This window comes from Streptomyces sp. NPDC026246 (assembly GCF_055567995.1).
Window position 1 is genome coordinate 501789 of record NZ_JBVHPJ010000001.1, and the last position, 26849, is coordinate 528637.

At 73.2% G+C, this 26849-nt stretch carries 20 protein-coding genes and 1 pseudogene; 12 read left to right on the forward strand and 9 right to left on the reverse strand.

All coding sequences use genetic code 11. From position 1 onward, the window contains the following. Nucleotides 1-3: 3 nt before the first annotated feature. From ACZ4M5_RS02175 to ACZ4M5_RS02210, 8 genes are all read left to right on the forward strand, one after another. Nucleotides 4-1005, forward strand: a complete 1002-nt coding sequence (locus tag ACZ4M5_RS02175; protein ID WP_467732128.1) for a proline racemase family protein — start codon at nt 4-6, stop codon at nt 1003-1005. A 41-nt stretch (nt 1006-1046) separates the two neighbouring features. Beyond that, complete coding sequence (locus ACZ4M5_RS02180) at nt 1047-1718, forward strand: GntR family transcriptional regulator (RefSeq protein WP_467732130.1); 672 nt, start codon at nt 1047-1049, stop codon at nt 1716-1718. A gap of 57 nt (nt 1719-1775) precedes the next feature. Then, the gene (locus ACZ4M5_RS02185) at nt 1776-2771 is read left to right on the forward strand and encodes a LacI family DNA-binding transcriptional regulator (protein ID WP_467732132.1); all 996 of its coding nucleotides are present in this window, start codon (nt 1776-1778) and stop codon (nt 2769-2771) included. Between the two features lie 133 nt (nt 2772-2904). Beyond that, nucleotides 2905-4248, forward strand: coding sequence for an ABC transporter substrate-binding protein (locus ACZ4M5_RS02190; protein WP_467732134.1), 1344 nt, complete (start codon nt 2905-2907; stop codon nt 4246-4248). Nucleotides 4249-4250: 2 nt separating this feature from the next. Then, nucleotides 4251-5201 carry a carbohydrate ABC transporter permease gene (locus tag ACZ4M5_RS02195; RefSeq protein WP_467732136.1) on the forward strand — a complete coding sequence of 317 codons (951 nt, stop codon included), beginning with the start codon at nt 4251-4253 and terminating at the stop codon, nt 5199-5201. Then, nucleotides 5198-6061, forward strand: a complete 864-nt coding sequence (locus tag ACZ4M5_RS02200; protein ID WP_467732138.1) for a carbohydrate ABC transporter permease — start codon at nt 5198-5200, stop codon at nt 6059-6061. The genes ACZ4M5_RS02195 and ACZ4M5_RS02200 overlap by 4 nt, the downstream gene beginning before the upstream one ends. A 36-nt stretch (nt 6062-6097) precedes the next feature. Further along, complete coding sequence (locus ACZ4M5_RS02205; protein ID WP_467732140.1) at nt 6098-7690, forward strand: glycoside hydrolase family 13 protein; 1593 nt, start codon at nt 6098-6100, stop codon at nt 7688-7690. A gap of 78 nt (nt 7691-7768) precedes the next feature. Further along, a complete protein-coding gene (locus tag ACZ4M5_RS02210; protein WP_467732142.1) occupies nt 7769-9913 on the forward strand; it encodes a discoidin domain-containing protein in 2145 nt (714 codons plus the stop codon). Nucleotides 9914-9993: 80 nt separating this feature from the next. Here the strand turns inward: ACZ4M5_RS02210 and ACZ4M5_RS02215 are convergent, their stop codons facing one another. Further along, nucleotides 9994-11277, reverse strand: a complete 1284-nt coding sequence (locus tag ACZ4M5_RS02215) for an MFS transporter (RefSeq protein WP_467732143.1) — start codon at nt 11275-11277, stop codon at nt 9994-9996. Between the two features lie 169 nt (nt 11278-11446). Here ACZ4M5_RS02215 and ACZ4M5_RS02220 point away from each other — a divergent pair, with 169 nt between their 5' ends. After that, nucleotides 11447-13498 (forward strand): phosphocholine-specific phospholipase C, encoded by a 2052-nt coding sequence (locus tag ACZ4M5_RS02220; protein WP_467732145.1) that lies wholly within the window; start codon nt 11447-11449, stop codon nt 13496-13498. Here the strand turns inward: ACZ4M5_RS02220 and ACZ4M5_RS02225 are convergent. Further along, entirely contained in the window at nt 13488-14465 is a 978-nt protein-coding gene (locus ACZ4M5_RS02225; RefSeq protein ID WP_467732147.1) for a hypothetical protein, read from the reverse strand. The two genes, ACZ4M5_RS02220 and ACZ4M5_RS02225, sit on opposite strands and share 11 nt — an antisense overlap. Continuing rightward, on the reverse strand, nt 14462-15319 hold the full coding sequence (locus ACZ4M5_RS02230) for a phosphatase PAP2 family protein (RefSeq protein ID WP_467732149.1): 858 nt from the start codon (nt 15317-15319) through the stop codon (nt 14462-14464). Before ACZ4M5_RS02230 ends, ACZ4M5_RS02225 begins: the two co-directional genes overlap by 4 nt. 166 nt (nt 15320-15485) lie before the next feature. Between ACZ4M5_RS02230 and ACZ4M5_RS02235 the strand changes: the two genes are divergently transcribed. Further along, complete coding sequence (locus ACZ4M5_RS02235) at nt 15486-16094, forward strand: TetR/AcrR family transcriptional regulator (protein WP_467732151.1); 609 nt, start codon at nt 15486-15488, stop codon at nt 16092-16094. Nucleotides 16095-16250: 156 nt separating this feature from the next. On the opposite strand, the gene ACZ4M5_RS02240 is transcribed toward ACZ4M5_RS02235, so the two are convergent. The 4 genes and pseudogenes from ACZ4M5_RS02240 to ACZ4M5_RS02255 form a co-directional block, all read right to left on the reverse strand. Continuing rightward, nucleotides 16251-17258 carry a hypothetical protein gene (locus tag ACZ4M5_RS02240; protein WP_467732834.1) on the reverse strand — a complete coding sequence of 336 codons (1008 nt, stop codon included), beginning with the start codon at nt 17256-17258 and terminating at the stop codon, nt 16251-16253. Nucleotides 17259-17783: 525 nt separating this feature from the next. After that, nucleotides 17784-17867: pseudogene (locus tag ACZ4M5_RS02245) on the reverse strand (DUF2510 domain-containing protein); the annotation flags it as partial. Between the two features lie 53 nt (nt 17868-17920). Continuing rightward, nucleotides 17921-19075, reverse strand: a complete 1155-nt coding sequence (locus ACZ4M5_RS02250; RefSeq protein ID WP_467732153.1) for an anhydro-N-acetylmuramic acid kinase — start codon at nt 19073-19075, stop codon at nt 17921-17923. A 70-nt stretch (nt 19076-19145) separates the two neighbouring features. After that, nucleotides 19146-20447, reverse strand: coding sequence for an MFS transporter (locus ACZ4M5_RS02255; RefSeq protein ID WP_467732155.1), 1302 nt, complete (start codon nt 20445-20447; stop codon nt 19146-19148). A 180-nt stretch (nt 20448-20627) separates the two neighbouring features. Between ACZ4M5_RS02255 and ACZ4M5_RS02260 the strand changes: the two genes are divergently transcribed. Beyond that, nucleotides 20628-23306 (forward strand): ATP-binding protein, encoded by a 2679-nt coding sequence (locus ACZ4M5_RS02260; RefSeq protein ID WP_467732157.1) that lies wholly within the window; start codon nt 20628-20630, stop codon nt 23304-23306. A 30-nt stretch (nt 23307-23336) separates the two neighbouring features. On the opposite strand, the gene ACZ4M5_RS02265 is transcribed toward ACZ4M5_RS02260, so the two are convergent. Further along, nucleotides 23337-24329, reverse strand: coding sequence for a DUF3048 domain-containing protein (locus ACZ4M5_RS02265; protein WP_467732159.1), 993 nt, complete (start codon nt 24327-24329; stop codon nt 23337-23339). A 176-nt stretch (nt 24330-24505) separates the two neighbouring features. Here ACZ4M5_RS02265 and ACZ4M5_RS02270 point away from each other — a divergent pair, with 176 nt between their 5' ends. Continuing rightward, nucleotides 24506-25696, forward strand: coding sequence for a zinc-dependent alcohol dehydrogenase (locus ACZ4M5_RS02270; protein ID WP_467732161.1), 1191 nt, complete (start codon nt 24506-24508; stop codon nt 25694-25696). A 22-nt stretch (nt 25697-25718) separates the two neighbouring features. On the opposite strand, the gene ACZ4M5_RS02275 is transcribed toward ACZ4M5_RS02270, so the two are convergent. Further along, a complete protein-coding gene (locus ACZ4M5_RS02275; RefSeq protein ID WP_467732163.1) occupies nt 25719-26783 on the reverse strand; it encodes an ATP-dependent DNA ligase in 1065 nt (354 codons plus the stop codon). Nucleotides 26784-26849 lie beyond the last annotated feature (66 nt).

Consider the following 26849-nt stretch of genomic DNA (forward strand, 5'->3'; position numbering starts at 1 on the left):
GCCATGCGCAGCAGACTCGTCCTGCACGCCGTCGACTCGCACACCGAGGGCATGCCGACCCGGGTGATCACCGGCGGCATCGGCACCGTCCCGGGTGCCACGATGAACGAGCGGCGGCTGTGGTTCCGCGAACACCGCGACGACGTCAAGCAGTTGCTGATGAACGAGCCGCGCGGCCACTCCGCCATGAGCGGCGCGATCCTCCAGCCGCCCACCCGCCCCGACTGCGACTGGGGCGTCCTCTACATCGAGGTCTCCGGCTATCTGCCGATGTGCGGGCACGGCACCATCGGCGTGGCCACCGTGCTCGTCGAGACCGGCATGGTCGAGGCCGTCGAACCCGTCACCACCATCCGCCTGGACACCCCGGCGGGCCCGGTGCTGGCCGAGGTGGCCGTCGAGGACGGGGCCGCCAAGGCGGTCACCCTGCGCAACGTGCCCTCCTTCGCCGTCGGCCTCGACCGCACGGCCGTCCTGCCCGAGGGCCGCACGGTGACCTACGACCTGGCGTTCGGCGGCAACTTCTACGCGATCCTGCCCCTGGAGCAGTTCGGGCTGCCCTTCGACCGCTCCCGCAAGGAGGAGATCCTCGCCGCGGGCCTGTCGCTGATGGCCGCCGTCAACGCCGAGGACCCGCCCGTCCACCCGGAGGACCCCTCGATCCGCGGACTGCACCACGTGTACCTGGCGGCCCCCGGCTCGACCGCCCGCCACTCCCGGCACGCCATGGCCATCCACCCGGGCTGGTTCGACCGCTCGCCCTGCGGCACCGGCACCAGCGCCCGGATGGCGCAGTTGCACGCGCGCGGTGAACTCCCGCTGCACACCGAGTTCGTGAACGAGTCCTTCATCGGCACCCGTTTCACCGGCAGACTGCTCGGCACGACCGAGGTCGCCGGCCGGCCGGCCGTCCTGCCCAGCTTCACGGGACGGGCATGGATCACCGGCACCGCCCAGTACCTGCTCGACCCCGACGACCCGTTCCCCGCGGGTTTCGTCCTGTAGGCCGGGAACACCCCGCACACCCGAGAGGAACCACGACCGACATGGCCCCGCAGCACAACCCCGCCCTGCCCGTGCTCGGCAGCAGGAAGCCCAGTCACCGGGAGCGGGTCGCGGACGCGCTGCGGGCCGCCCTGATCGCCGGTGAACTGCGTCCCGGGGAGGTGTATTCGGCCCCCGGCCTCGCCGCCCGCTTCGGCGTCTCGGCGACCCCGGTGCGCGAGGCCATGCTCGACCTCGCCAAGGAGGGACTGGTCGACACCGTGCCCAACAAGGGCTTCCGGGTCACCGCCGTCTCCGAGCGGCAGCTCGACGAGTACACGCACGTCCGGCGGCTCATCGAGATCCCCACGACGGCGGGGCTCGCGGCGACGGCCGACCCGGTCGCCCTGCGGGCGCTGCGCCCGGTGGCCGAGGAGATCGTCAGCTCCGCGGCCGACGGCGACCTCATCGCCTACGTCGAGGCCGACCTGCGCTTCCACCTCGGCCTGCTGGCCCTCGCCGGCAACGGCCACCTCGTCGACGTGGTGCGCGATCTCCGGCGCCGCTCGCGGCTCTACGGACTGACGGCGCTGGTGGAGCAGGGACGGCTGCGTGCGTCCGCCGAGGAGCACCTGGAGATCCTGGACGCCCTGCTGGCGCGGGACGAGGAGGCCGTACGGGCGGTGATGACCCGGCATCTCGGGCACGTCAGAGGCATGTGGGCCGCGCCCTGATCCTCGCCTTGCGCAGTTACGCAAGCAGCTTGCGTTTCTTGCGCTAGTCTTGCGCACATGACGCGACGACTTGCCGAGGTGGCGAAGAAGGTCGGGGTCAGCGAGGCCACCGTCAGCCGGGTGCTCAACGGCAAACCCGGGGTCTCCGAGTCGACCCGGCAGGCGGTGCTCTCCGCCCTGGACGTCCTGGGCTACGAGCGCCCCACGCAGCTACGCGGTGAGCGGGCCCGTCTGGTCGGCCTGGTCCTGCCCGAGCTGCAGAACCCGATCTTCCCGGCGTTCGCCGAGGTCATCGGCGGGGCCCTGGCCCAGCTCGGCCTGACCCCGGTGCTGTGCACACAGACCCGCGGCGGTGTCTCCGAGGCGGACTACGTGGCGCTGCTGCTCCAGCAGCAGGTCTCCGGCGTCGTCTTCGCCGGCGGGCTGTACGCCCAGGCCGACGCCCCGCACGACCACTACCGGCAGCTCGCCGAGCGGCACATCCCCGTCGTGCTGGTCAACGCCGCCATCGAGCACCTGGGCTTCCCCGGCGTGTCCTGCGACGACGCGGTGGCGGTCGAACAGGCCTGGCGGCACCTGTCCTCCCTCGGGCACGAGCGCATCGGGCTGGTGCTGGGCCCCGCCGACCACGTCCCGTCGGCACGCAAACTGGCCGCCGTACGGGCCGTGGGGCACGTGCCCGACGAGTTCGTCGCGCGCGCCATGTTCTCCATCGAGGGCGGACACGCGGCGGCGGCCCGGCTCATCGACCGGGGCGTCACCGGCTTCATCTGCGCCAGCGACCCGCTCGCCCTCGGCGTCGTGCGGGCCGCCCGCCGCAAGGGACTCGACGTGCCCTCGCGGATCTCCGTCGTGGGCTACGACGACTCCGCGCTGATGAACTGCACCGAGCCCCCGCTCACCACGGTCCGCCAGCCCATCGAGGCCATGGGCAAGGCCGTCGTGGAGCTGCTGAACGCCCAGATCAGCGGCGGCTCGGTGGCCGCCGAGGAGCTGCTGTTCGAGCCCGAACTGGTGGTGCGCGGATCGACGGCCCAGGCGCCGCGCACCTGAGATCCACGCGTCTGTCGAACAATTACAGATTCTGCGCGACATCTTGCACACAGATGTCGCCGGTGCTTGAGTGTGCGGCGCCCCCGCTCCTGTCCTGAGGCGTCCGCCCGTTCCTGCCCTAAGGGGTCCACCGATGACAAGCACCGGGATCCGCCGTACCGTCGCCGTGATCGGCGTCAGCGCACTCGCGCTCACCGCCTGCGCCGGCGGTGACGGCGACTCCGCCAGTGGCAAGACCCGCATCACGGTCAACTGCATGCCGCCCAAGAGCGCCAAGGTCGACCGCGCGTTCTTCGAGGAGGACGTCGCCGCCTTCGAGAAGCAGAACCCGGACGTCGACGTCGTCCCGCACGACGCGTTCCCCTGCCAGGACCCCAAGACGTTCGACGCGAAACTGGCGGGCGGGCAGATGGAGGACGTCTTCTACACCTACTTCACCGACGCCCGGCACGTCGTCGACATCGGCCAGGCCGCCGATCTCACGCCGTACGTCAAGGAGCTGAAGAGCTACGGCACCCTCCAGAAGCAGCTGCGCGACATCTACACCGTCGACGGCAAGGTCTACGGCGTCCCGCGCACCGGCTACTCGATGGGCCTGATCTACAACAAGGCCCTCTTCGAGAAGGCCGGCCTCGACCCCGAGCGGCCCCCGGCGACCTGGCCGGAGGTCCGCAGCGCAGCGAAGAAGATCGCCGGCCTGGGCGGCGGGACCGTCGGCTACGCCGACTACAGCGCCCAGAACCAGGGCGGCTGGCACTTCACCGCCGAGCTGTACTCCCAGGGCGGCGAAGTCGTCGACGCCGACGGCGAGCAGGCGACCGTCGACAGCCCCGAGGGCCGCGCCGTCCTGCAGACCCTGCACGACATGCGCTGGACGGACGAGTCGATGGGCAGCAAGCAGCTCCTCGTCATCAACGACGTGCAGCAGATGATGGGTTCGGGCAAGCTCGGCATGTACCTCGCCGCCCCCGACAACATCCCGATCCTGGTCAAGGAGAAGGGCGCCGACTACGAGGACATCGCCCTCGCCCCCATGCCCGGCGGCAAGGGCACGCTGATCGGCGGCGACGGTTACATGTTCAGCAAGAAGGCCACCCCCGAACAGATCCGCGCCGGCCTGAAGTGGCTCGACCACATGTTCCTCACCCCCGGCGACGGTTTCCTCGGCGACTACGCCCGCGCCAAGAAGCAGGACGCGCCGGTCGGCCTGCCCGAGCCCCGCCTCTTCACCGGCGCGGCCGACGCCAGGGACCAGCAGGTCAAGAAGGCCAACGCCAACGTGCCGGTGGAGAACTACCAGCCCTTCCTCGACGGCAACGAGAAGCTGGAGATGAGGATCGAGCCGCCGCACGCGCAGCAGCTCTACTCCGTCCTCGACGGTGTCGTCTCCGCCGTCCTCACCAAGGAGGACGCGGACATCGACCAGTTGCTGAAGGACGCCTCCGACAAGATCGACGGCATCCTGGCCCGGAGCTGACGGTGACCGAGACGGCTGAACGGGCGGCGGCCCCGCGCGTCCGCCCGGTGAAGGAGCCGCCCCCGGCCGGGAACCGGAGGCGGCGCCGCCCCGGCGACCACGTGCGCGCCTACGGCTTCCTGCTCGGTGGCCTCGTCTGCTTCGCGCTGTTCTCCTGGTACCCGGCGATCCGCGCCGTCGTGATCGCCTTCCAGAAGTACACGCCCGGTTCGGACCCCGAGTGGGTCGGCACCGCCAACTTCACCCGGGTCCTGGACGATCCGGAGTTCGGCGCCGCCTGGCGCAACACCCTCACCTTCACCGTGCTCGCCCTGCTGCTCGGCTTCGCGGTCCCGTTCGTCCTCGCCCTCGTCCTCAACGAACTCCGGCACGCCAAGGCGTTCTTCCGGGTCGTGGTCTACCTGCCGGTGATGATCCCGCCGGTGGTCAGCGCCCTGCTGTGGAAGTGGTTCTACGACCCGGGCGCGGGCCTCGCCAACGAGGCGCTGCGGTTCCTGCACCTGCCCACCTCCAACTGGTCCAACGGCGCCGACACCGCTCTCGTCTCCCTCGTCATCGTGGCCACCTGGGCCACCATGGGCGGCACCGTCCTCATCTACCTCGCCGCGCTCCAGTCCATCCCCGGCGAGCTGTACGAGGCGGCCGAACTGGACGGCGCGAACCTGCTCCAGCGCGTGCGGCACGTGACGATCCCACAGACCCGTTTCGTGATCCTCATGCTGATGCTGTTGCAGATCATCGCGACCATGCAGGTGTTCACCGAGCCGTTCGTGATCACCGGAGGCGGACCCGAGAACTCCACCGTCACGGTGCTCTACCTGATCTACAAGTACGCCTTCCTCTACAACGACTTCGGCGGCGCCTGCGCGCTGAGCGTGATGCTCCTCGTCCTGCTCGGCGCGTTCTCCGCCCTGTACCTCCGCCTCACACGCTCCGGGGAGGAGACCGCATGAGCAGCCCCCGCACCCTCGTCTCCCCGGCCGTCCTCGCCCGCCCGCGAGGCAAGGCCGCCTACTGGACCGTCTTCACCGGCGTCGTCCTGCTCTTCGCGCTCGCCTTCCTGTTCCCCGTCTACTGGATGGTCAGCGGGGCGATGAAGTCGCCGGACGAGGTGGCGCGCACCCCGCCGACCCTGGTCCCGGAGAGCTGGAGCACCAGCGCCTACACCGACGCCTGGGAGTTGATGCAGCTTCCCACCCACCTGTGGAACACCGTGGTGCAGGCGGCCGGCGCCTGGGCGTTCCAGCTGGTGTTCTGCACGGCCGCCGCCTACGCGCTGTCCAGATTGCGGCCCGCCTTCGGCTCCCTGATCCTCGGCGGCATCCTCGCCACCCTGATGGTCCCGGCCCAGGCCCTGGTCGTGCCGAAGTACCTGACCGTCGCCGACCTCGGCCTGCTCAACGACCCCCTGGCCATCTGGCTCCCGGCCGTCGCCAACGCGTTCAACCTGTACCTGCTCAAGCGGTTCTTCGACCAGCTGCCGACGGACGTCCTGGAGGCGGCCGAGATCGACGGGGCGGGCAGGCTGCGCACCCTGTGGTCGGTCGTCCTGCCCATGTCGCGTCCGGTGCTCGGCGTCGTGTCGATCTTCGCGCTGGTCGCCGTGTGGCAGGACTTCCTCTGGCCCCTGATGGTCTTCTCCGACACCGGCAAGCAGCCGATCAGCGTGGCCCTCGTCCAGCTGTCGCAGAACATCCAGCTGACCGTGCTCATCGCCGCCATGGTGATCGCCAGCATCCCCATGGTGGCGCTGTTCCTGGTCTTCCAGCGGCACATCATCGCCGGGATCAGCGCGGGCAGCACCAAGGGCTGACACCGCCGCCCCCCCTTACGACGAAAGGCACCGACCGTGGGACAGCCCACCCCCGCCTCCCCGTCCTCCTCCTCGCCCGCCGACTGGTGGCGCTCCGCCGTCATCTACCAGGTGTACGTCCGCAGCTTCGCCGACGGCGACGGCGACGGCACCGGCGACCTCGCGGGTGTGCGCGCCCGGCTGCCCCACCTCGCCGAACTCGGCGTCGACGCCCTGTGGTTCACGCCCTGGTACCTGTCCCCGATGAAGGACGGCGGCTACGACGTCGCCGACTACCGGGTGATCGACCCGGCGTTCGGCACCCTCGCCGAGGCCGAGAAGCTCATCGCCGAAGCGCTGCACCTGGGCATCCGCACCATCGTCGACATCGTCCCCAACCACGTCTCCGACCAGCACCCCTGGTTCCGCGCCGCCCTCGCCGGCGGCCCCGAGCGGGAGCTGTTCCACTTCCGCCCGGGCCGGGGCGCGGAGGGCGAGCTGCCGCCCAACGACTGGCGTTCGGAGTTCGGCGGCCCCGCCTGGACCCGAGTCGCCGACGGCTCCTGGTACCTCCACCTGTTCGCCCCCGAGCAGCCCGACCTGAACTGGGCCCACCCGGCGGTCCGCCAGGAGCACGAGGACATCCTGCGGTTCTGGATGGAGCGCGGCGTCGCCGGGGTGCGCATCGACTCCGCCGCGCTGCTGGTCAAGGACCCCCGGCTGCCCGACTTCACCCCGGGCCGCGACCCGCACCCCTATGTCGACCGCGACGAACTGCACGACGTCTACCGCTCCTGGCGGGCCGTCGCCGACGAGTACGGCGCCGTGTTCGTCGGCGAGGTCTGGCTGCCGGACACCGAGCGCTTCGCACGCTATCTCCGCCCCGACGAACTGCACACCGCCTTCAACTTCTCCTTCATGACCTGCCCCTGGGACGCGCGACGGCTGCGCCGCTCCATCGACGAGACCCTGGCCGAGCACGCCCCGGTGGGCGCGCCCGCCACCTGGGTGCTGTGCAACCACGACGTGACCCGCACCGTCACGCGCTACGGCCGCCAGGACACCGGCTTCGACTTCGCCACCAAGGCCTTCGGCATCCCCTCCGACCCGGACCTGGGCACCCGCAGGGCACGCGCCGCCGCCCTGCTGTCACTGGCCCTGCCCGGCGCGGTCTACGTCTACCAGGGCGAGGAACTGGGCTTGCCCGAGGCCGAGATCCCCCCGGACCGCATCCAGGACCCGATGCACTTCCGCTCCGGCGGCACCGACCCCGGCCGGGACGGCTGCCGCGTGCCGCTGCCCTGGACGGCCGGGGCACCCCACGCCGGGTTCGGCGGCGAGCCGTGGCTGCCGCAGCCCGACGGCTGGGCCGCTTACGCCGCCGACCGGCAGGCCCGCGACCCGCAGTCGATGCTCCATCTGTACCGGGAGGCGATCCGGCTGCGCCCGGCCTTCGGCGACGGCCCCCTCACCTGGCTTCCGGCCCCCGACGGCGTGCTCGCCTTCGCCCGGGCGGACGCCCGGTGCCTGGTGAACCTCGCCGGCATCCCCGTCCCCCTGCCCGCCCGCACCCGGCTCCTCCTCGCCAGCGGCCCGCTGGACGCCGAGGGGCGGCTGCCCGAGGACACCGCGGTCTGGCTGCGCGCCTGAGACCGCGGCACCGCGCTGTCCCCGTACCCCCACCCCCGAAGGGATCAGCACATGCACACTCAGAGAACTGTCAGGAGCATGCCAGCCCTGGCGACGGCCGTGGTGCTCGCCGCCGGGACCCTGGTCGCCCTCGCCCCCACCCCCGCACAGGCCGCGGCGGGCGCCACCCTGCCGTTCACGTCGGTCGAGGCGGAGTCGGCGGCCGGCACCGGCTCCCGGATCGGCCCCGACCACACCCAGGGCACCCTCGCCTCCGAGGCCTCCGGACGCCGGGCCGTGCGCCTCGCGCCCGGGCAGCGCGTCGAGTTCACGGTGCCCCGCGCGGCCGACGCGGTGAACGTCGCCTACAGCGTCCCCGACGGCCAGTCCGGCTCGCTCGACGTGTACGTCAACGGCCGCAAGCTCGCCCGGACCCTCCCGGTGACCTCGAAGTACTCGTACGTCGACACGCCCTGGATCCCCGGTGCGAAGACGCACCACTTCTACGACAACGCCCGGATGCTGCTCGGGGAGAACGTCCAGGCCGGCGACAAGGTCGCCTTCCAGGCCACGGACGTCCAGGTGACCGTGGACGTGGCCGACTTCGAGCAGGCCGCCGGGGCCGCGTCCCAGCCCGCGGGCTCGGTCTCCGTCACCTCCAAGGGCGCCGACCCCAGCGGCCGGGGCGACTCCACCCAGGCCTTCCGGGACGCCATCGCGGCGGCCCGGGGCGGGGTGGTGTGGATCCCGCCGGGGGAGTACCGGCTGACCCAGTCCCTGGGCGGCGTGCAGGACGTCACCCTCCGGGGCGCCGGGCACTGGCACTCCGTGGTGCGCACCTCCCGCTTCATCGACCAGTCCGGTTCCGCCGGGAACGTCCACATCAAGGACTTCGCGGTGATCGGCGAGGTCACCGAGCGCGTCGACGCCACCCCGGACAACTTCGTCAACGGCTCACTCGGGCCGAACAGTTCCGTCTCCGGCATGTGGCTGCAGCACCTGAAGGTCGGGCTGTGGCTGATGGGCAACAACGACAACCTCGTCGTCGAGAACAACCGCTTCCTCGACATGACCGCCGACGGACTCAACCTCAACGGCAGCGCCCGCGGCGTGCGCGTCCGCCAGAACTTCCTGCGCAACCAGGGCGACGACGCGCTCGCCATGTGGTCGCTGAACGCGCCGGACGTCGACAGCAGCTTCGAGAACAACACCATCACCCAGCCGAACCTCGCCAACGGCATCGCGATCTACGGCGGCACCGACATCACCGTGCGCGGCAACCTCGTCTCCGACACCAACGCGCTCGGCAGCGGCATCGCCATCTCCAACCAGAAGTTCCTCGACCCCTTCCACCCGCTCGCCGGGACCATCACGGTCGACGGCAACACCCTCGTGCGCACCGGCGCGATGAATCCCAACTGGAACCACCCCATGGGCGCCCTGCGCGTCGACTCCTACGACAGCGCCATCGAGGCGCAGGTGCGCGTCACCGACACGACCATCATCGACAGCCCGTACAGCGCCTTCGAGTTCGTCTCCGGCAGCGGACGCGGCCTCGCGGCGAAGAACGTCACCGTCGACGGGGCGACCGTGCGCAACACGGGCACGGTCGTCGTCCAGGCCGAGACCCAGGGTGCCGCCACCTTCCGCAACGTCACGGCCTCCGGCGTCGGCGCCGCGGGCGTCTACAACTGCCCTTACCCGAACGGCTCGGGCACCTTCACCCTCACCGACGGCGGCGGCAACTCCGGCTGGAGCAGCACCTGGTCGGACTGCTCCAGCTGGCCGCAGCCCGGCCAGGGCAACCCCGACCCGGACCCGGACCGCAACCTCGCCAAGGGCCGCCCGGCCACGGCCACCGGCTCCCAGGACGTCTACACGCCCGGCAAGGCGGTCGACGGTGACGCGAACAGCTACTGGGAGTCGGCCAACCGCGCCTTCCCGCAGTCCCTGACCGTCGACCTCGGCTCGGCGCAGGCGGTCCGGCGCCTGGTGCTCAAGCTGCCCCCGCAGGCCGCCTGGCAGGCCCGTACGCAGACCGTGTCCGTGCTCGGCAGCACGGACGGTTCGGCCTGGTCGACGGTGGTGGCCGCGAAGGACCACCGCTTCGACCCGGCCACCGGCAACGCCGTCACGGTGGCCCTGCCCGCCGGTACGAACCTGCGGCACCTGCGGCTCCAGGTGACGGCCAACACCGGCTGGCCGGCCGCCCAGTTCAGCGAGGTGGAGGCGTACCTGTCCTGACCTCCCGGCACCCCCGCGCCCCGCCGCCCGCACACGCGAGGCGGCGGGGCGCGGGGCACGCGCGCTCCCGGGAACGGACCTCAGCGCCGCAGCGGAGCGTGAGCCGTCTCCGGCAGCCGCAGGTACACCAGCGACGACCCCAGGCAGAGCGCGGCGACGTACCAGGGGAACAGGCCGGCGTGGCCCAGTTCCTTGAACAGCGTGCCCAGGTAGGGAGCCGTGCCGCCGAAGACGGCCACCGTCAGCGAGTAGGGGAAGCCGATGCCCGCCGCGCGGACGCGGGGCGGGAAGATCTCCGCGTTGACGGCCGCGCTGATCGAGGTGAAGCCGGTCAGCAGCACCATGCCCGAGCACTGCACGAGCAGCAGCACGGCGAAGGAGTCGCGCAACGTGTGCAGCAACGGCACCACGAGCAGGGCGAAGCCCAGGCCGAAGAAGAGGAGCAGCGGACGGCGGCCGAGGCGGTCCGACAGCAGCCCGCCGAGCGGCTGCAGCAGCGCGAAGAACGCCAGCGAGAGGGTGCCGGCGAGCAGCGCGTCCGCCTTCTCCACGCCCGCGTTGAGTTCGGCGTACGTCGGCAGGTACGACGTCCACGTGTAGTACGCGAGGGTGCCGCCCGCCGTGATGCCGGCGATGAGGAGGGACTCGCGCGGATGCCGGCGCAGCGCCTCGAACAGGCCCGGGCGGGGCGCCTTCTCCTGCTCGGCGCTGCGGGTCTCCTGCGCGCCGCGCCGGATCCAGAAGCCGACCAGACTCAGTACGGCGCCCAGCACGAAGGGGACCCGCCAGCCCCAGCCGTTCATCCGCTCCTCGCTCAGCGTGTCCACCAGCAGCGTCGCGACGCCGGAGGCGACGAGCTGGCCCACCGTCGTCGAGACGTACTGGAAGCTGGAGAACAGCCCGCGCCGGCCCGGGGCCGCCGACTCGACCAGGAACGTCGTCGAGGCCGCGAACTCCCCGCCCACCGACAGCCCCTGCAGCAGCCGGGCGAGGACGAGGACCACCGGCGCGAGCAGGCCCACCGACGCGTACGTCGGAGTGAGGCCCACCAGCAGGCTGCTGCCGCCCATGAGCAGGATGGTGACGGTCAGCGCGGCCCGCCGTCCGTGCCGGTCCGCGACCGCGCCCATCAGCAGCCCGCCGACGGGCCGCATGAAGAACCCCACCGCGAACACCGCGAACGTGGACAGCAGCGGCACCAGCGAGCTGTCCGCGCCCTTCGGGAAGACCTGGCCGGCGATGTAGGTGGCCAGGAACGTGTAGGCGTACCAGTCGTACCACTCCACCGCGTTGCCCACGGAGGCGGCGAGGAGCTGGCGAACGGGCCGTTTCGTCGGCGGGGGAGCCGTCTGCGTCTGCGTCACGCCCCTCACCCTCCCCCCGAAGAGCGACGGCTCACCCGGCGTACCGGCGACTTTCACACGAGCGTCACCGGCCCCTTCCTCGGCGTTCGGTGTCCCTGAAACACTCCTTCCGCGCAGCTTCCGTCACCTGCCGGCCCTCCCGCACCTCAGGATGAGAGGTCTGTCCTTCATGCCCGACGTCAACCGGCGCCGCTTCCTCCAACTCGCGGGGGCCACCACGGCCTTCAGCGCGTTGTCCGCGAGCATCCAGCGCGCCGCCGCCCTCCCGGCGAACCACCGCACCGGATCGATCGAGGACGTCGAGCACATCGTCGTCCTCATGCAGGAGAACCGGTCCTTCGACCACTACTTCGGCACCCTGCGAGGCGTCCGCGGCTTCGGCGACCCGCGGCCTGTCACCCTGGACGACGGCAGGCCGGTCTGGCACCAGCGGAAGGACGGCGAGGAGATCCTGCCGTTCCGCCCGGAGGCCGACGACCTCGGCATGCAGTTCCTCGAAGGTCTGCCGCACTCCTGGCCCGACGGCCACCAGGCCTACAACGGCGGCAAGTACGACCGCTGGGTCCCCGCCAAGGGCACCACCACCATGGCCTACCTGACCCGCGAGGACATCCCGTTCCACTACGCCCTCGCCGACGCGTTCACCGTGTGCGACGCCTACCACTGCTCGTTCATCGGCTCCACCGACCCCAACCGCTACTACATGTGGTCCGGCTACACCGGCAACGACGGGACCGGCGGCGGCCCGGTCCTGGACAACGCCGAACTCGGCTACGGCTGGACGACCTACCCCGAGCGCCTGGAGCGGGCGGGCATCTCCTGGAAGGTCTACCAGGACATCGGCGACGGCCTGGACGCCCAGGGCTCCTGGGGCTGGATCGAGGACGCGTACCGCGGCAACTACGGCGACAACTCGCTGCTCTACTTCACCAGGTACCGCGACGCCAAGCCCGGCGACCCCTGGTACGACAAGGCCCGCACCGGCACGAACGCCAAGGCCGGCGACGGCTACTTCGACCTGCTGCGCGCCGACGTCAAGGCCGGCAGGCTCCCGCAGATCTCCTGGATCGCCGCCCCGGAGGCCTTCTCCGAGCACTCCAACTGGCCGTCGAACTACGGCGCCTGGTACATCGCCCAGGTCCTGGACGCCCTCACCTCCAACCCGGAGGTGTGGTCGAAGACCGCCCTGTTCATCACCTACGACGAGAACGACGGCTTCTTCGACCACGTGGTGCCGCCACTGCCGCCGAAGGACGCCTCCCGCGGCCTGTCCACCGTCGACGTCTCCCTCGACCTCTTCCCCGGCGACAGCCGCAGGACGGCCGGCCCCTACGGCCTCGGCCCGCGGGTGCCGATGCTGGTCGTCTCCCCGTGGAGCAAGGGCGGCTACGTCTGCTCCGAGACCCTCGACCACACGTCGATCCTGCGGTTCATGGAACGCCGCTTCGGGGTGCGCGAGACCAACATCTCGCCCTGGCGGCGGGCCGTCTGCGGCGACCTCACCGCGGCGTTCGACTTCTCGCGCAGGGACGTCCGCCCCGCCGCCCTGCCCGGCACCGACGCCTACGAGCCGCAGGACCGCGAGCGGCACCCCGACTACCGGCCCACCCCGCCCGCCGACCCGCGCATGCCCCGCCAGGAGCGCGGCCTGCGCCGCACCCGGCCCCTGCGGTACGCGCCGCACGTGGACGCCTCCCTCGACACCGGCTCGGGCAGGCTCACCCTGACCTTCGCCACCGGAGCGAAGGCGGGCGGCGCCTTCCACGTCACCTCCGGCAACCGCGCCGACGGCCCCTGGACGTACACCACCGAGGCGGGCAAGACCCTCTCGGACACGTGGAACCCGGCGTACTCGGCGGGCTCCTACGACCTGACGGTGCACGGGCCGAACGGCTTCGTGCGGGTCTTCAAGGGCTCAGGACGGGCGGCCGGCTGCGAGGTCACCGCGCGCCACATCGGGGACGACGTCGAGCTGACCTTCACCAACAAGGGCTCCGGCACGGCCCGGCTGAAGGTGGCGAGCGGCTACGGCGGCCGGCCCACGGCCGTCACCGTCCGCCCGGGCGCCACGGTGCGCCGGCGCGTCGAGACAGCCGCCGCCCACCGCTGGTACGACCTGACCGTCACCGTCGAGGGCGACGCGGCCTTCCTGCGGCGCTTCGCCGGTCACGTCGAGAACGGCACGCCGGGCGTGAGCGACCCGGCCATCCTCACGGGCTGACGCCCGTGAGGTGCCCCGGATCGTGCGGCCGGGGCATCCAGCCCGGTTCGGCCGCGGCCGAACCGGGCTCCAGGGCCAGCACGGCGGCCACCGGGTGGTCGTCGCCGCGCGGCTGCGGCTGCGGCTGCGGCTGCGGTTGCGGCTGGGCCGCGGGCGCCGCCCGGCTGAGCAGCACCACGCCCCAGGCGGCCAGTCCCGCGCCGCCCAGCGCCAGCAGCACACCGGCCGGGCCGCCCTGGAGGCGCTCGCCCAGCAGCGACAGCCCGATCACCGCGGCGGCCAGCGGATTGGCCAGGGTCACCACGGCCAACGGCCCGCCCAGGCCGCCCTGGTAGGCCGTCTGCGACAGCAGCAGCCCCCCGGCCGCGAACACCGCCACCAGCAGCGCCACGCCGACGACCTGCACGCTCAGCACCGGTCCGGACCGGTCCGTCGCGGCCACCGTCACGGTCTGCGTCAGCGCGGAGGCGACCCCCGAGGCCAGGCCGGACGCGGTCGCGTGCCGCAGACCGGGCCGGGCCCCCGGCCGGGACAGCATCCCGATGAGGGCGGCGGTGGCGCCCGCCACCGCGAGCGCCTCGGGCACGCTCAGCACATCGTCCGGGGCCGGGCCGGACGCCGTGACCAGGAGCGCTGCGAGGCCCAGCAGCGTCAGCGCGGTGCCCCGCCACTCGGCCCCGCTCACCCGCCGGCCCGCCAGCCGCGCCCCGAGGGGCACCGCCGCGACCAGCGTGAGCGCGCCGAGCGGCTGCACCACCGTCAGCGGCCCGTACTTCAGCGCCACGACGTGCAGCAGCGCGGCGGCGGCGTTCAGCCCGACCGCGCACCACCAGGCGCCGCGGCCGAGCAGCCGCAGCGCACCCGAGCCGGAGGAGTGGGAGGCGAGCCGTTCCTGGGCGACGGCCGCGGCCGCGTACGCGACGGCGGAGACCAGCGACAGGGCGACGGCGACGAGGATCGCGTTCACCGGCCCGCCCCCACCAGCGTCTGCTCCTCCTGCGAGGGGACGGCCGGCCGGCCGGCGACGGAGCGGTCCGGCGCTCGGCCCGCCGTGCCCGCGGCGCGGTGCGGGAAGCGGAACGGCAGGAGGGTCCGCACCGACGCGGTCCCGGTGGGCACCACCGCGAGGGCGATCCCCAGCAGCGCGGCGGCGAACAGGGCGTCCAGCCAGTAGTGGTTGGCGGTGCCGACGATCACCAGCAGGGTCAGCGCCGGATGCAGCAGCCACAGCCATCGCCACCGGGACCGGGTCGCCGCGATCAGGCCGACCGCCACCATCAGGGCCCAGCCGAAGTGCAGCGAGGGCATCGCCGCGAACTGGTTCGACAGGGAGTCCGCCCCGGGATCGCCGTAGACCGAGGGGCCGAACTCGCGCGCGGTGTCCACCAGGCCGGTCGCGGCGAGCATGCGCGGCGGGGCCAGCGGGAACAGCAGGTGCAGCACCAGGGCGGCGGCCGTGAGCGCGGCCAGTACCCGCCGGGCCCGCAGGTAGTGGGCGGGGCGGCGCAGGTACAGCCAGAGCAGGAACGCGGCGGTGGCGGGGAAGTGGACGGCCGCGTAGTAGGTGTTCGCCAGGTGCACCACGCCGTCGCCGTGCAGCAGCAGGGACTGCACCGCCCCCTCGCCGGGCAGGTGGAGCGCGCGCTCGGCGTCCCACACGTCGTGCGCGTTGCGGAAGGCCTCACCGGTGTGGCCCGTGGCCAGTTGACGGCCCAGCTTGTAGACGACGAAGAGACCCGCGACGAGCAGGAACTCCCTGAGAAGCGGTGGCCGCGCTATCGCGTCGGGCTTCGCCGGCGCAGGCTCGGTGCGGGCATTCATCCCCCGGCCCCTTCGGTGACGGTGGTGCTGTTATCGGTACGGTAGCGTACCGATACGCCAGTGTACCGATACGTCGGCGTACCGGTACACTGGCGTATCGATAGACGAACGACACACCACCGGCCGGGAATGTCCGGCCTCCCGACGGAAGCGAGGAGCACCGACCATGACGTCGCAGGCTGCGGACGGGCCCGAGCCGGCCGGTACCTCGCGCCGCTCCAAGATCACGCCGGAGCGTGAGCAGGAGTTCTTCGACGCCGTGCTGGAACAGCTCCGAGAGTGCGGATACGACTCCCTCACCATGGAGGGGATCGCCGCCAGCACCCGGTGCAGCAAGTCCACGCTCTACCGTCAGTGGAAGACCAAGCCGCAGTTCGTGGCGGCGGCGCTGCGCTCGTACCGGCGGACGCGCTGCGTCGACACCGGCTCCCTCGCCGACGACCTGCGGGAGGCGGCCCGCATCACGGGCGACCTGTCGGGGCGGGACACCAAGCTGCTGCACGCCCTCACCCACGCCGCCACCCAGGACCCGGAGCTGCAGCGGGCCCTGCGTGAGGCGGTCGTGGAACCGGAGATCGCCGCGCTGAAGGAGATCATCCGGCGCGGGGTCGAACGGGGGGAGGTGCCCGCCGACCACCCGGCGCTGGAGTACATCCCGGCGCAGATGCTCGGCGTGCTGCGCCTGCGGCCCGTGCTGGAGGGCCGGCCCGCCGACCCGGACTACCTGGTGCGCTTCGTGGAGGCCGCGGTGCTGCCCGCGCTCGGCCTCACCTGAGACCCGGGCCGCCGTCCGCCGGATGACCGGACGGTGACCCGATCGCGCCGACCCGTGGGGACGGGGCGGCGCGCACCCCGCGGCCGGGTGGGGTGCCCCTGTGAGCGGCAGGGGCGCCCCACCCGGCCGTGGCTCCACGCCGGCGGGGCGGGACGGTCACACGTCCTGGCCGTTGCCGCTGCCGGTCGAGACCTTGATGCCCTCGGTGATGTCGTCGAGGACCTTCTCCTTCTGGTCGGCGTCGACGCCGAACCGCACGACGACCATCAGCTTGGCGTTCGCGGGGGAGGGGAACGCCAGCGACTCGACGATGCCGTCGGCGCCCTTGCTGGTGACGGCCTTCCAGCGGACCAGGTAGCCCTTCTGCCCGGCCACGGTCACGGCCCGGGAGGCCAGCACGTCGTGCTGGGTGATCCCGCCGTAGGACTTGCCGCCGTAGGACTCCTCGGCGTTCGCCTCGATGTCCGCCTTCGCTATCTCCTCGGGTGTGGCGCCCTTGGTGCCGAGGGCCACGGCCGGGGCCGAGTAGGCGCCGCCCTTCGTGCAGGTCGAGGACGTGTCGCCGGGGCACTTGTAGGAGTCCTCGGACGTCACCTGCGCGCCCGCGTTCCCCTGCTGCCCGTACCAGCCCTCGGGTATCGGCAGGCTGATCCCGCTGACCCGGTCGGTCACGGAGCCGCTCCTGATCTTCGGCGGCTCGGACTGGCGGGGCTGCGGGCTCTTGCCGCCGGGGCCGCCCTCCTCGCCCGGGTTGCCGCCCGGTCCCCGCGAGGTGACCGACGGGCCGCCCGAGCCGTCGTCGGCGGTCAGCGCATAGGTGCCCACGCCGATACCGGCGAGCACCACGACGGCCGCGGCGACGGCCGCCCCGATCCGCAGCCCGCGGCCCTTGCGGGGCGGAACACCGCCCGGGTGGGCGGGATACCCCGGCGCCACCGGATATCCGGCGCCGGGCGGGTACGCGGCGCCGGGCGGGTACGCGCCTCCCGGCGGATACGGGCCTCCGGGCGGGAACGAAGCTGCGGACGGGTGTCCGGCTCCGGGTGGGTACGGCGCTGCGGCGGGGTGGCCGGTTCCCGGCGGGGCCGGGCTCGCGGACGGGTGTCCGGCTCCCGGTGGGTACGGGGCCCCGGCGGCAGGCGGATACGGGGCTCCGGCCGCCAGACCCGCGTGGGGAAGCTGCGCGGTGCCGGCCGGCTCGCCGGAGGCGGGGGACGGGCCGGGTGCTTCACCCGACGTGCCCGGGCCCGTCTGCCCGGTGCCGACTGGGTCCGCCGGTGAGGCGGCGGACGCGGCGGCGCCGCCGTCCGTCCGGTCGGAGGTGGCGACCTCCGGCGCCCCGGCCCCGGCCGGCCGCGCCGCGGCCGTGCTTCCCGAAGCGCCCTGGTCCTCGGAGACGGCCTCGTGCCCGGAGGCGGCCACCCCGCCCGAGGTGACACCGTTCCCGGAGGGACCTTCGTCCTGGGGTCGATCCTCTTCCTGGGGGCGATCCTTGTCCTGGAACCTCTCGCCCCCGGACGCGGCCCGGCTCCCGGAGTCGGGTTCGTTCCCCACGGGAGCGCTGCCCTCCGCGCGAGGCGCGTCGGCCCGCGTCGGGCTGTCCTGCGCCGCCGGGGACTGGTCCGGCCCGGCCGGGGGACCCCAGGACGCGGGCTGCTGTCGCGGGCGGATGCGGTCGGTCCAGGCCCTGCCGTCCCACCAGCGTTCCGTGGCGGGCCCGTCACTTGTCTGTCCGGGATCGGGGTACCACCCGGAAGGAGTCTCGCGCGTCATGCCCCCACCGTATGAGGCGTCGGTGAAAGAGGCATGAGAGGAGTCGGAAGCAGTTATTCCAGCAGGAGCCGGACCGGCCCCCGCGCGACCGGGGGCGGGAGCCGCAGTCCGTCGCGGCCCGGCGTCAGCGAACCCAGCACACTCGGATGCCGGGCCCCGGTGCTCGCCGGGTCCGTGCCCGGCAGGCCGTGCAGCGTCAGGAACCCGAGCACCGCGAAGGCGTACGCCTCCTTCGCGTCGGAGGCGAGCCCGAGTTCGTCCGAGACCCGCACCGGCACGCCCGGCAGCAGTTCCGCCAGCACCGCCATCAGCACCGGGTTGCGCGTCCCGCCGCCCGACGCGATCACCTCCGTCGCACCCACCCGCCGCACCGCGTCCGCCACCGTCCGGGCCGTGAGCCGGGTCAGCGTGGCCACCACGTCCTCGGCCGGCAGCGTCCCGAACCCGGCCAGCGCGTCCCGCAGATGCCCCAGGTGGAAGAGCTCCCTGCCCGTCGTCTTCGGCGCCGGCAGCGCGTAGTACGGCTCCCGGAGCAGCCGTGCCAGGAGCGGCTCGTGCACCCGGCCGCGGGCGGCCAGGGCCCCGTCCGTGTCGTAGAGGAGGGTCCCGCCGCTGAACCCCTGGGCCGCCGCGTCGATCAGGGCGCAGCCCGGGCCCGTGTCGAACGCGGTGCCGTCGGGCGCGGTGAGGTTGGCGATCCCGCCGATGTTCAGCGCGACCGGCCGGCCCGGGCGGCCGCGCAGCCACAGCAGGTCGACCAGACTGACCAGAGGGGCGCCCTGCCCGCCGGCGGCGACGTCGCGCGGCCGGAAGTCCGCCACCACGGGCAGCCCCGTGGCCTCGGCGATCCAGGCAGGCTGTCCGAGCTGCAGCGTCCCGTGCGCCCGGCCCCCGGAGACCCAGTGGTAGACGGTCTGCCCGTGCGAGGCGACCAACTCGGCCCCGCCGCCGCAGAGTTCCCGGTCGGCCCGGACGGCGGCCGCGGCGAAGGCCCGGCCGATCCCGGTGTCCAGGCGGCACACGTCGGCCAGGCTGGTGGTGCCCGGCGGCAGCGCCGCGGTCAGGGACGCGCGCAGCTCCCCGTCGTACGGCTCCCGCACCAGACCGAGCGGTCTGAGCACGAGGCTGTCGCCGGTCAGCCGGAGATCCGCGGCCGCCGCGTCGATCGCGTCGTAGGACGTACCGGACATCAGACCGATCACCCGCATGACCTCACCCCTGTCCCGTCACCGCATCCGGCCGACCCGGTCCGAGGCGCCGGACGCGGCCCGCCCAGGGTCAACTCGCTTCCTCCGGAACTACCTTGCCCCCACGCACGCCCCTTCCCGGCAGCGACACGAGCGCGGCGACGCTCACCGCGCACGCGCCCGCCGCGTAGTACGCCGGGACGTCCAGGTTCCCCGTCCGCTCGACCGTCTCCGTGATGACGAGCCCCGCGCACCCGGAGAACACCGCGTTGGACAGGGCGTAGGCCAGACCGAGGCCTGTGCAGCGCACCCGGGCCGGGAACATCTCCGACAGCATCGCCGGCCCCGGTCCCGCCAGCAGCCCGACCACCGCGCCGGCGCCGAGCACCGCCGCCCCCTGCACCGCGGCCGGGACGCCCGGGTCCTGCAGCAGATCCAGCAGCGGCACGGCGAGGACCACGACGAGGACCGCCCCCGTCAGCATCACCGCCCGCCGCCCGAGCCGGTCGCTGAGCAGCCCCGCCGGCACGATCGCCGCCGCGAAACCGACATTGGCCAGGACCGTGGCGACCAGCGCCTGCCGGAAGGTCGCGCCCAGCGAGCTCTGCAGGTACGTGGGCAGCACCACGAGGAAGGTGTAGCCCGCCGCGGCCCAGCCCATGATCCGGCCCGCCCCCAGTACGACGGCCCGCGCCACCTCGCGCCGGGCGGGTGCCTCTCGGGTCCGCTCCGCCTCGAACTCCGCGGTCTCGTCCAGCCGCAGGCGCAGCCACAGCGCCCCGAGGCCCAGCGGCAGCGTGAGCAGGAACGGCAGCCGCCAGCCCCACGCACCCAACTGCCCCGGTGTCAGCAGGGTGGCGAGCAGCGCCGCGGCGCCCGCCCCGGCCAGCAGCCCCAGCGCCACCGTGAACGACTGCCACGACCCGTACAGCCCCCGGCGCCCCGGCGGGGCCGACTCCGTCAGCACCGACACCGCGCCGCCGAACTCCCCGCCCGCCGAGAGCCCTTGGAGCACCCGCAGGAACGTGAGCAGCCAGGGCGCCACGGCACCCGCCTGGGCGTGCGTCGGCAGGGCCCCGATCAGTGTCGTCGCCACCGTCATCAGCGTGATCGCCAGGATCAGCACCGGGCGCCGGCCGAGCCGGTCGCCCAGACGGCCGAAAAGCGCCGCCCCGACCGGACGGAAGAAGAACGCGAGGGCGAACGAGGCGTACGTCTTCACGAGGGCCTCGGCCGCGCTGCCGCCCTCCGGTGTGAAGAACCGCGCTGCGATGATCGTCGCGAAGTAGCCGTAGACGCCGAACTCGTACCACTCGATGAGGTTGCCCACGGACCCGGCGAGCAGCGCCCGCCGTCCGTCCCGTGTGTGCCGTTCGCCGTGAATGAACGTCACCTCCCTTGTTTTTACGCCCTGTTGACCCGAAGGTGGCTGGTGGCGGGCCGGGTGCGTCGCCCGGCTGCACCCGGTGTCACCCGTCACGGCAACAGGTGCCGCGACCACCCTCCACCGAGGCAAGCGGACGGCTAGGCTCGACGTCTGTACGTCGTTCGGGCGACTTGGGGAGGTAGCGGGATGACGGAGGTACGGCCCACGGCCGCCGCCTCGGCTTCCCTGTGGGAGCGCGACGAGGAAGTCGCCGCCATCGCACAGGCGGTCGACAAACTCTGCACCGACCGTTCCTCGTCCGGCGGACTGCTGGTCTTCCGCGGCGAGGCGGGACTCGGCAAGACGGCCCTGCTGGCCGAAACCCGCCGCGTCGCCGAGGCACGGGGCTGTACGGTCTGGTCGGCTCGCGGCGGTGAGACCCTCAGGTCGGTCCCCTTCAACGTGGTGCGGCAGTTGCTCCAGCCGGCCCTGGTGTCGATGCTGCCGGAGGAGGCCCGCGAGTACCTGGGCGACTGGTACGACATCGCCGGACCCGCCCTGGGCATCGCGGAGCCCGGCGCCCGGCAGGCCGACCCGCAGGGCGTGTGCGACGGTCTGGTCGCCGCGGTGCGCCGGCTCGCCCGCCGCGACTGGCCCCTCGTGCTGCTGATCGACGACGCCCACTGGGCCGACCAGGAGACCCTGCACTGGCTCGCCGGGCTCGCGGAACGCCTCGACGAGACGTCCGTCCTGGTCGTCGTCACCCGCCGGCCGGACGACGTCCCCGACGTGAGCGCCCGGCACCTCGAGACCGTCGCCGCGGCCGCCGACGGCCCCGTGGCGACCCTGAGCGCCCTCACCCCGGACGCGACGGCCGGGCTCACCCGCGCCACCCTCGGCCGGCACGCCGACGCGGCGTTCTGCCGCGAGGTGTGGGCCGTCACCGCGGGCAACCCCTACGAGACCGTGGAACTGCTCGCCCGGGTCCAGGACAGCGAAGTCGAACCGGTGGAGGCCCGCGCCGGGGAACTGCGCGAACTGAACCGCTCCGCCCGCGGTGGCGGCCTCGTCGCCCGCCTGGAGGAACTGGGCATCGACGCCACGCGGTTCGCCTGGGCGGCCGCCATCCTCGGCACCGGCATCTCCATCGACCTGGTCGCCAAGCTCGCCACCCTGCGGCCGCAGGACGCCCGCCGCTGCGCCGAACTGCTGCGCACCGCCCGCATCCTCACCGAGCCGGACCCGAGCACGGGCCACGTCGCCGACGGCGACCTGGAGTTCGTCCACCCGCTCATCGCGACGGCCGTCTACAACTCCATCCCCGACGCCCTGCGCACCGCGATGCACGGCATAGCGGCCCGCATCGTCACCGACGAGGGCCACGGCGCAGCGGCCGCCGCCCGCCACCTGATGGAGGTGCACCCGGACGACGACGAGGAACTCGTCGGGCAACTGCGCGAGGCGGCCCGCGAGCACCTGGCGGTCGGCGCGCCCGACGCGGCCCGCCGCTGCCTGGAGCGGGCCCTGGAGGAACCGCCCCGGCCCGAGTCGCACCCGCACGTGCTGTACGAACTGGCCCAGGCCACCTTCCTCACCGCGCCCGCCCGCACCATCGGCCATCTGCGCAGCGCGCTCGGCATGCCCGGCCTCGACGGCGACCAGCGCGTGGACGCCGTCTTCCGGCTGTCCCAGGCGCTCCTGCACAACGACCAGCTGGAGGAGGCCGTCCGCACGGTGGAGGCGGAGGCCGCCCGGTTGCAGCCCGGGCCCGCCCGGATGCGGCTGCAGGCCGTGCACTTCATGTGGGAGGGCCTGCACGCGGGCGAGGCCACCTCGCCCGGCCGCTCGCAGCGGCTCGCCGATCTCGCGGGCACCTGCACCGGCCGGGACAACTCCGAACGCGCCCTGCTCATCCTGCGCGGCTTCGACGCCCTGATGCACGGCGAGAACGCCGAGGAGGTCGCCGAACTGTGCGACCGCGCCCTCGTCAACGGCCGGCTGGCGCCCGGCCTCGGCTGGACCGACACCGAGTGGGGCATCGAACTGCTGCTGATGCTGGCCAACGCGTACGCGTTCACCGACCGTCTCGACCGGGCCGAGGCCCTCTACAACGAGGCCCTGCGCGCCTATGAGACGGCCGGGTGGAGCGGCGGCCACCTGGCGCTCGCCCACGCCTACGTCGGGCTGGGCCACCGCAGGCGGGGCCGTCTGCGCGAGGCGGAGGCGTCCCTGCGCGAGTCGCTGCGCCTGGCCGAGCGCGTCGGCCGCGGACTGCCCCTGTACTGGTCCGCGACCTGCAACCTGGTCGACACCCTCCTCGCCCGTGACCACGTCGACCAGGCCTGGGACGTCGCCGAGCGGTACGGCTTCGCCCCGCCGTACCCCTCCACCATCGTGCTGCCCGACCCGCGTTCGGTACGCGGCCGGCTGCTGCTGGCCGTCGGACGCACCAAGGACGGCATCAACGAGCTGGAGGCCGCGGAGAAGGCGGCGGCAGCACGGGGCCACCACAACCCCGTGCTCGTCCCGTGGGCCACGGACCTGGCCCGCGCCCTCAGCACCGAGGACCCCGCCCGTGCCGCCCGGCTCGCCGTCGAGGTCCGCCGGCAGGCGGAGCGCTTCGGCACGGACACCGCCATAGGGGAGGCCCTGCGCTGTGCCGCCGCGCTGGAGACCGGCCAGCGCGCTGTCCGGCTCCACGCGCAGGCGGTCGCCTACCTGGAGGCCTCGCCCTGCCAGTACGAGCACGCGGCGGCGCGCATCGAGTACGGCATCGCCGCCCGCTCAGCGAGCGACCTGCGCCGGGGCCTGGACCTGGCGGTCTCCTGCGGGGCCGACGGGCTGGCGGCCCGGGCGCGGGCCGAACTCGACGGTGGCATCGAGTAGTTCGCCGTCGCCCGGATACGCACGGGCACGTCAGGACGCCTCGGCGTACACCACCCACACCTGGCCCTCGGCGAAGTTCACCGGGGTGCCGTCCGGGGTGGTGAACGCCGTGCCGTCGGCCGCGTCCGGGCGTCGCCAGCGCGCGTCCCAGGACCGGCCGTCGCGCAGCACCTCCGCCTTGCCCGCGCCCACCGTCTCGGTGTACGGCGTGTTGTTGCCGAGGAAGTCCCGGAAGGCGGACTCGCGCACCTTCACGTACTGCACGACGACCGTCGCCGGGGCCGGCGGCCTGCCGTCGGCGGTGGCCGCCGGGCCGCCGTCCATGCCGACCAGCCAGCGCTCGCGCGACTCCGACCAGGTGAAGGTGAAGCGGGCCGCCGGGTAGCGCACCGTCCGCGTGTCCGTCGCCGTGCCACCGGAGGGCGCGGGGCCGTAGTGGAAGCCGGTGGTCAGCGCCGCCCGGCCCGGGGCCTCGGGCACCAGCCGCCCGGGCCGCAGGTAGAGGTTGTGCGGGGCGGGCCGGTCGTCTGCGCGGAAGTAGGCCGCGGCGGCGTCGGACGGGGTCTCGGCCCGCAGCGGAGCGCCGTCGATCAGCGGCAGCAGCTTGGTCTGGGCGCCGGAGAAGGCGAGCGTCGGGCGGTCGAACTGCCGCAGCAGCTCCAGGTCCGACTCGCGTGCGCTGCGCACCGGCCCGACCACCTTCGGCAGCCGGGTGGCGTAGACCGCCATCAGCCTGCTGAGGCCGCCCTCGACCTGCTCGGCGTACACGACGTCCGCCGCGTCGACACCCGTGTGCGGGCGGGCCGCGGGGGCGTTGTCGATCTTCACGGCCAGTACGGACGGGCCGGTGGCTCCGGGGGAGGCCGTCCGATGGTTCCCGCGGTCCGTTCCCCGGCCGTCATCGCCCGGGCCGTTCCCGCCCGTGCAGCCCGCCAGGGCGGCCGTCGCCAGGGCGGCCAGGAGCGCCGCCGTCGTCGCGGTGCGCCGACCGCGCACGCCCCGTCCTCTGCCCACCGTCGTCATCGCGCCTCATGTCATCGATGTGTCTAGATTGTGCGCTTATCTGAACATCGCCGCCCACCGTGGAACGAATCTGGCAAGTCGGTGTCGGGCCGGTATCCGCCGATCGGCCCAAGATTCGGCCCGGGCGGCAGGGGTACCCGGGCCGCGCCGACCGACCGACGGAGGGACCCGAGGCGATGAAGGCAGTGACCTGGCAGGGCAAGCGGGACGTGCGGGTGGACGAGGTGCCCGACCCCAAGATCGAGGAACCCACGGACGCGATCATCCGGATCACCTCCTCGGGACTGTGCGGATCCGATCTGCACCTCTACGAGGTGCTGACACCGTTCATGACCCCGGGGGACATCCTCGGCCACGAGCCGATGGGCATCGTCGAGGAGGTGGGCGCGGGCGTCCCGGACCTCCAGGTCGGTGACCGCGTGGTGGTCCCGTTCCAGATCGCCTGCGGCACCTGCTGGATGTGCCTGACCGGACTGCCCACCCAGTGCGAGACCACCCAGGTCAAGGGCGAGGGCATGGGCGCTCCCCTGTTCGGCTACACCCGCCTGTACGGCGCGGTGCCGGGCGCCCAGGCCGAGTACCTGCGCGTTCCGCAGGCGCAGTTCGGCCCCATCAAGGTGCCCGAGGGTCCGGCCGACGACCGGTTCGTCTACCTGTCCGACGTACTGCCCACCGCCTGGCAGGCGGTCGCCTACGCGGCCGTCCCCAAGGGCGGCAGCGTCGCCGTGCTCGGCCTCGGGCCGATCGGCGACATGGCCTGCCGCGTCGCCCGGGTGCAGGGCGCCGACCGGGTCTTCGGTGTCGACCTGGTGCCCGAGCGGCTGAGCCGGGCGCGCGCCCGGGGCGTGGAGACGTTCGACCTCAGGTCCTTCGACAGCGAGGAGGAACTGGTCGCCGCTATCCGCGACCAGACCGACGGCCGCGGCCCCGACGCCGTCATCGACGCGGTCGGCACCGAGGCCCACGGCAGCGCCGTCGCCAAGCTGGTGCAGAACGCGGCCGCCGTGATGCCGCGCAAGCTGAGCGGCCCGATGGCCGAGCGCTTCAGCGTCGACCGGCTCGCCGCCCTCCACACCGCCATCGAGCTGGTGCGCCGCGGCGGCACCATCTCGCTGTCCGGCGTCTACGGCGGCATGGCGGACCCGCTGCCGCTGCTGACCATGTTCGACAAGCAGATCCAGCTGCGGATGGGCCAGGCCAACGTCCGCCGCTGGGCCGACGACATCATCCCGTACCTCACCGACGAGGACCCGCTCGGCGTCGACGACTTCGCCACGCACCGCGTGCCGCTGTCGGACGCGCCGCGCGCCTACGAGATGTTCCAGCGCAAGCAGGACGGCGCGGTCAAGGTGCTGATGCAGCCCTGAGCGCCCGGGCCGCCCGGCACCCTCACGTGCCCAGGATCTCCGCGAGGTCGTAGCGGACCGGCTCCTCCAGCTGCGCGTACGTGCAGCTCTCGGGGGTCCGGTCCGGGCGCCAGCGGCGGAAGCGGGCGGTGTGCCGGAAGCGCTGCCCGTTCTCCATGTGGTCGTACGCCACCTCGGCCACCCGCTCGGGCGCCAGCGGCACCCACGTCAGGTCCTTGCGGCCCGACCAGCGGCTCGGCGCCCCCGGCAGCCGGGCCGTCTCGTGCGCGGACTCCTCGGACCAGGCCGCCCACGGATGCCCCGAGACGTCGTCCAGGCGCAGCGGCTCCAGCTCCTCGACCAGCTCCGCCCGCCGCTTCATCGTGAACGCCGCGGACACGCCCACGTGCTGGAGCGTCCCCCGGTCGTCGTACAGGCCGAGCAGCAGAGAGCCCACCACCGGGCCGCTTTTGTGCAGGCGGTACCCGGCGACCACCACGTCCGCCGTCCGCTCGTGCTTGATCTTGAACATGGCGCGTTCGTCCGGCCGGTAGCGCACGGTCAGGGGCTTGGCGATCACACCGTCGAGGCCCGCCCCCTCGTACTGCTCGAACCACTGCCGCGCCACCTCGATGTCGGTGGTCGCCGGGGCCAGGTGCACGGGGGGCGCCACGCCCGACAGCTCCCCTTCCAGGCGCTCCCGCCGCTCCGTCAGCGGAGCCTGGAGCAGCGACTCGTCCCCGAGGGCCAGCACGTCGAACACCACGAGGGACGCCGGCGTCCGCTCCGCGAGCGTGCGCACCCGCGAGTCCGCCGGATGGATCCGCTCGGTCAGCGCGTCGAAGTCCAGATGCCCCTCCCGCGCGATGACGATCTCCCCGTCCACCACGCACCGCCGCGGCAGCCGCTCCCGCACCGCCGTCACGAGCTCGGGGAAGTACCTGGTCAGCGTCTTGCCGGTACGGCTGCCGAGCTCGACCTCGTCCCCGTCGCGGAACACGATCGCCCGGAAACCGTCCCACTTCGCCTCGTACTGCATGCCCGCGGGAATCGACGCGACCGACTTGGCGAGCATCGGCAGGACGGGGGGCATCACCGGCAGATCCATGCGTCGATTCTGCGCCCGCATGCCGGGTGACGCCCGATGTGCGAGGTATGCGGGGTACGCCTACCG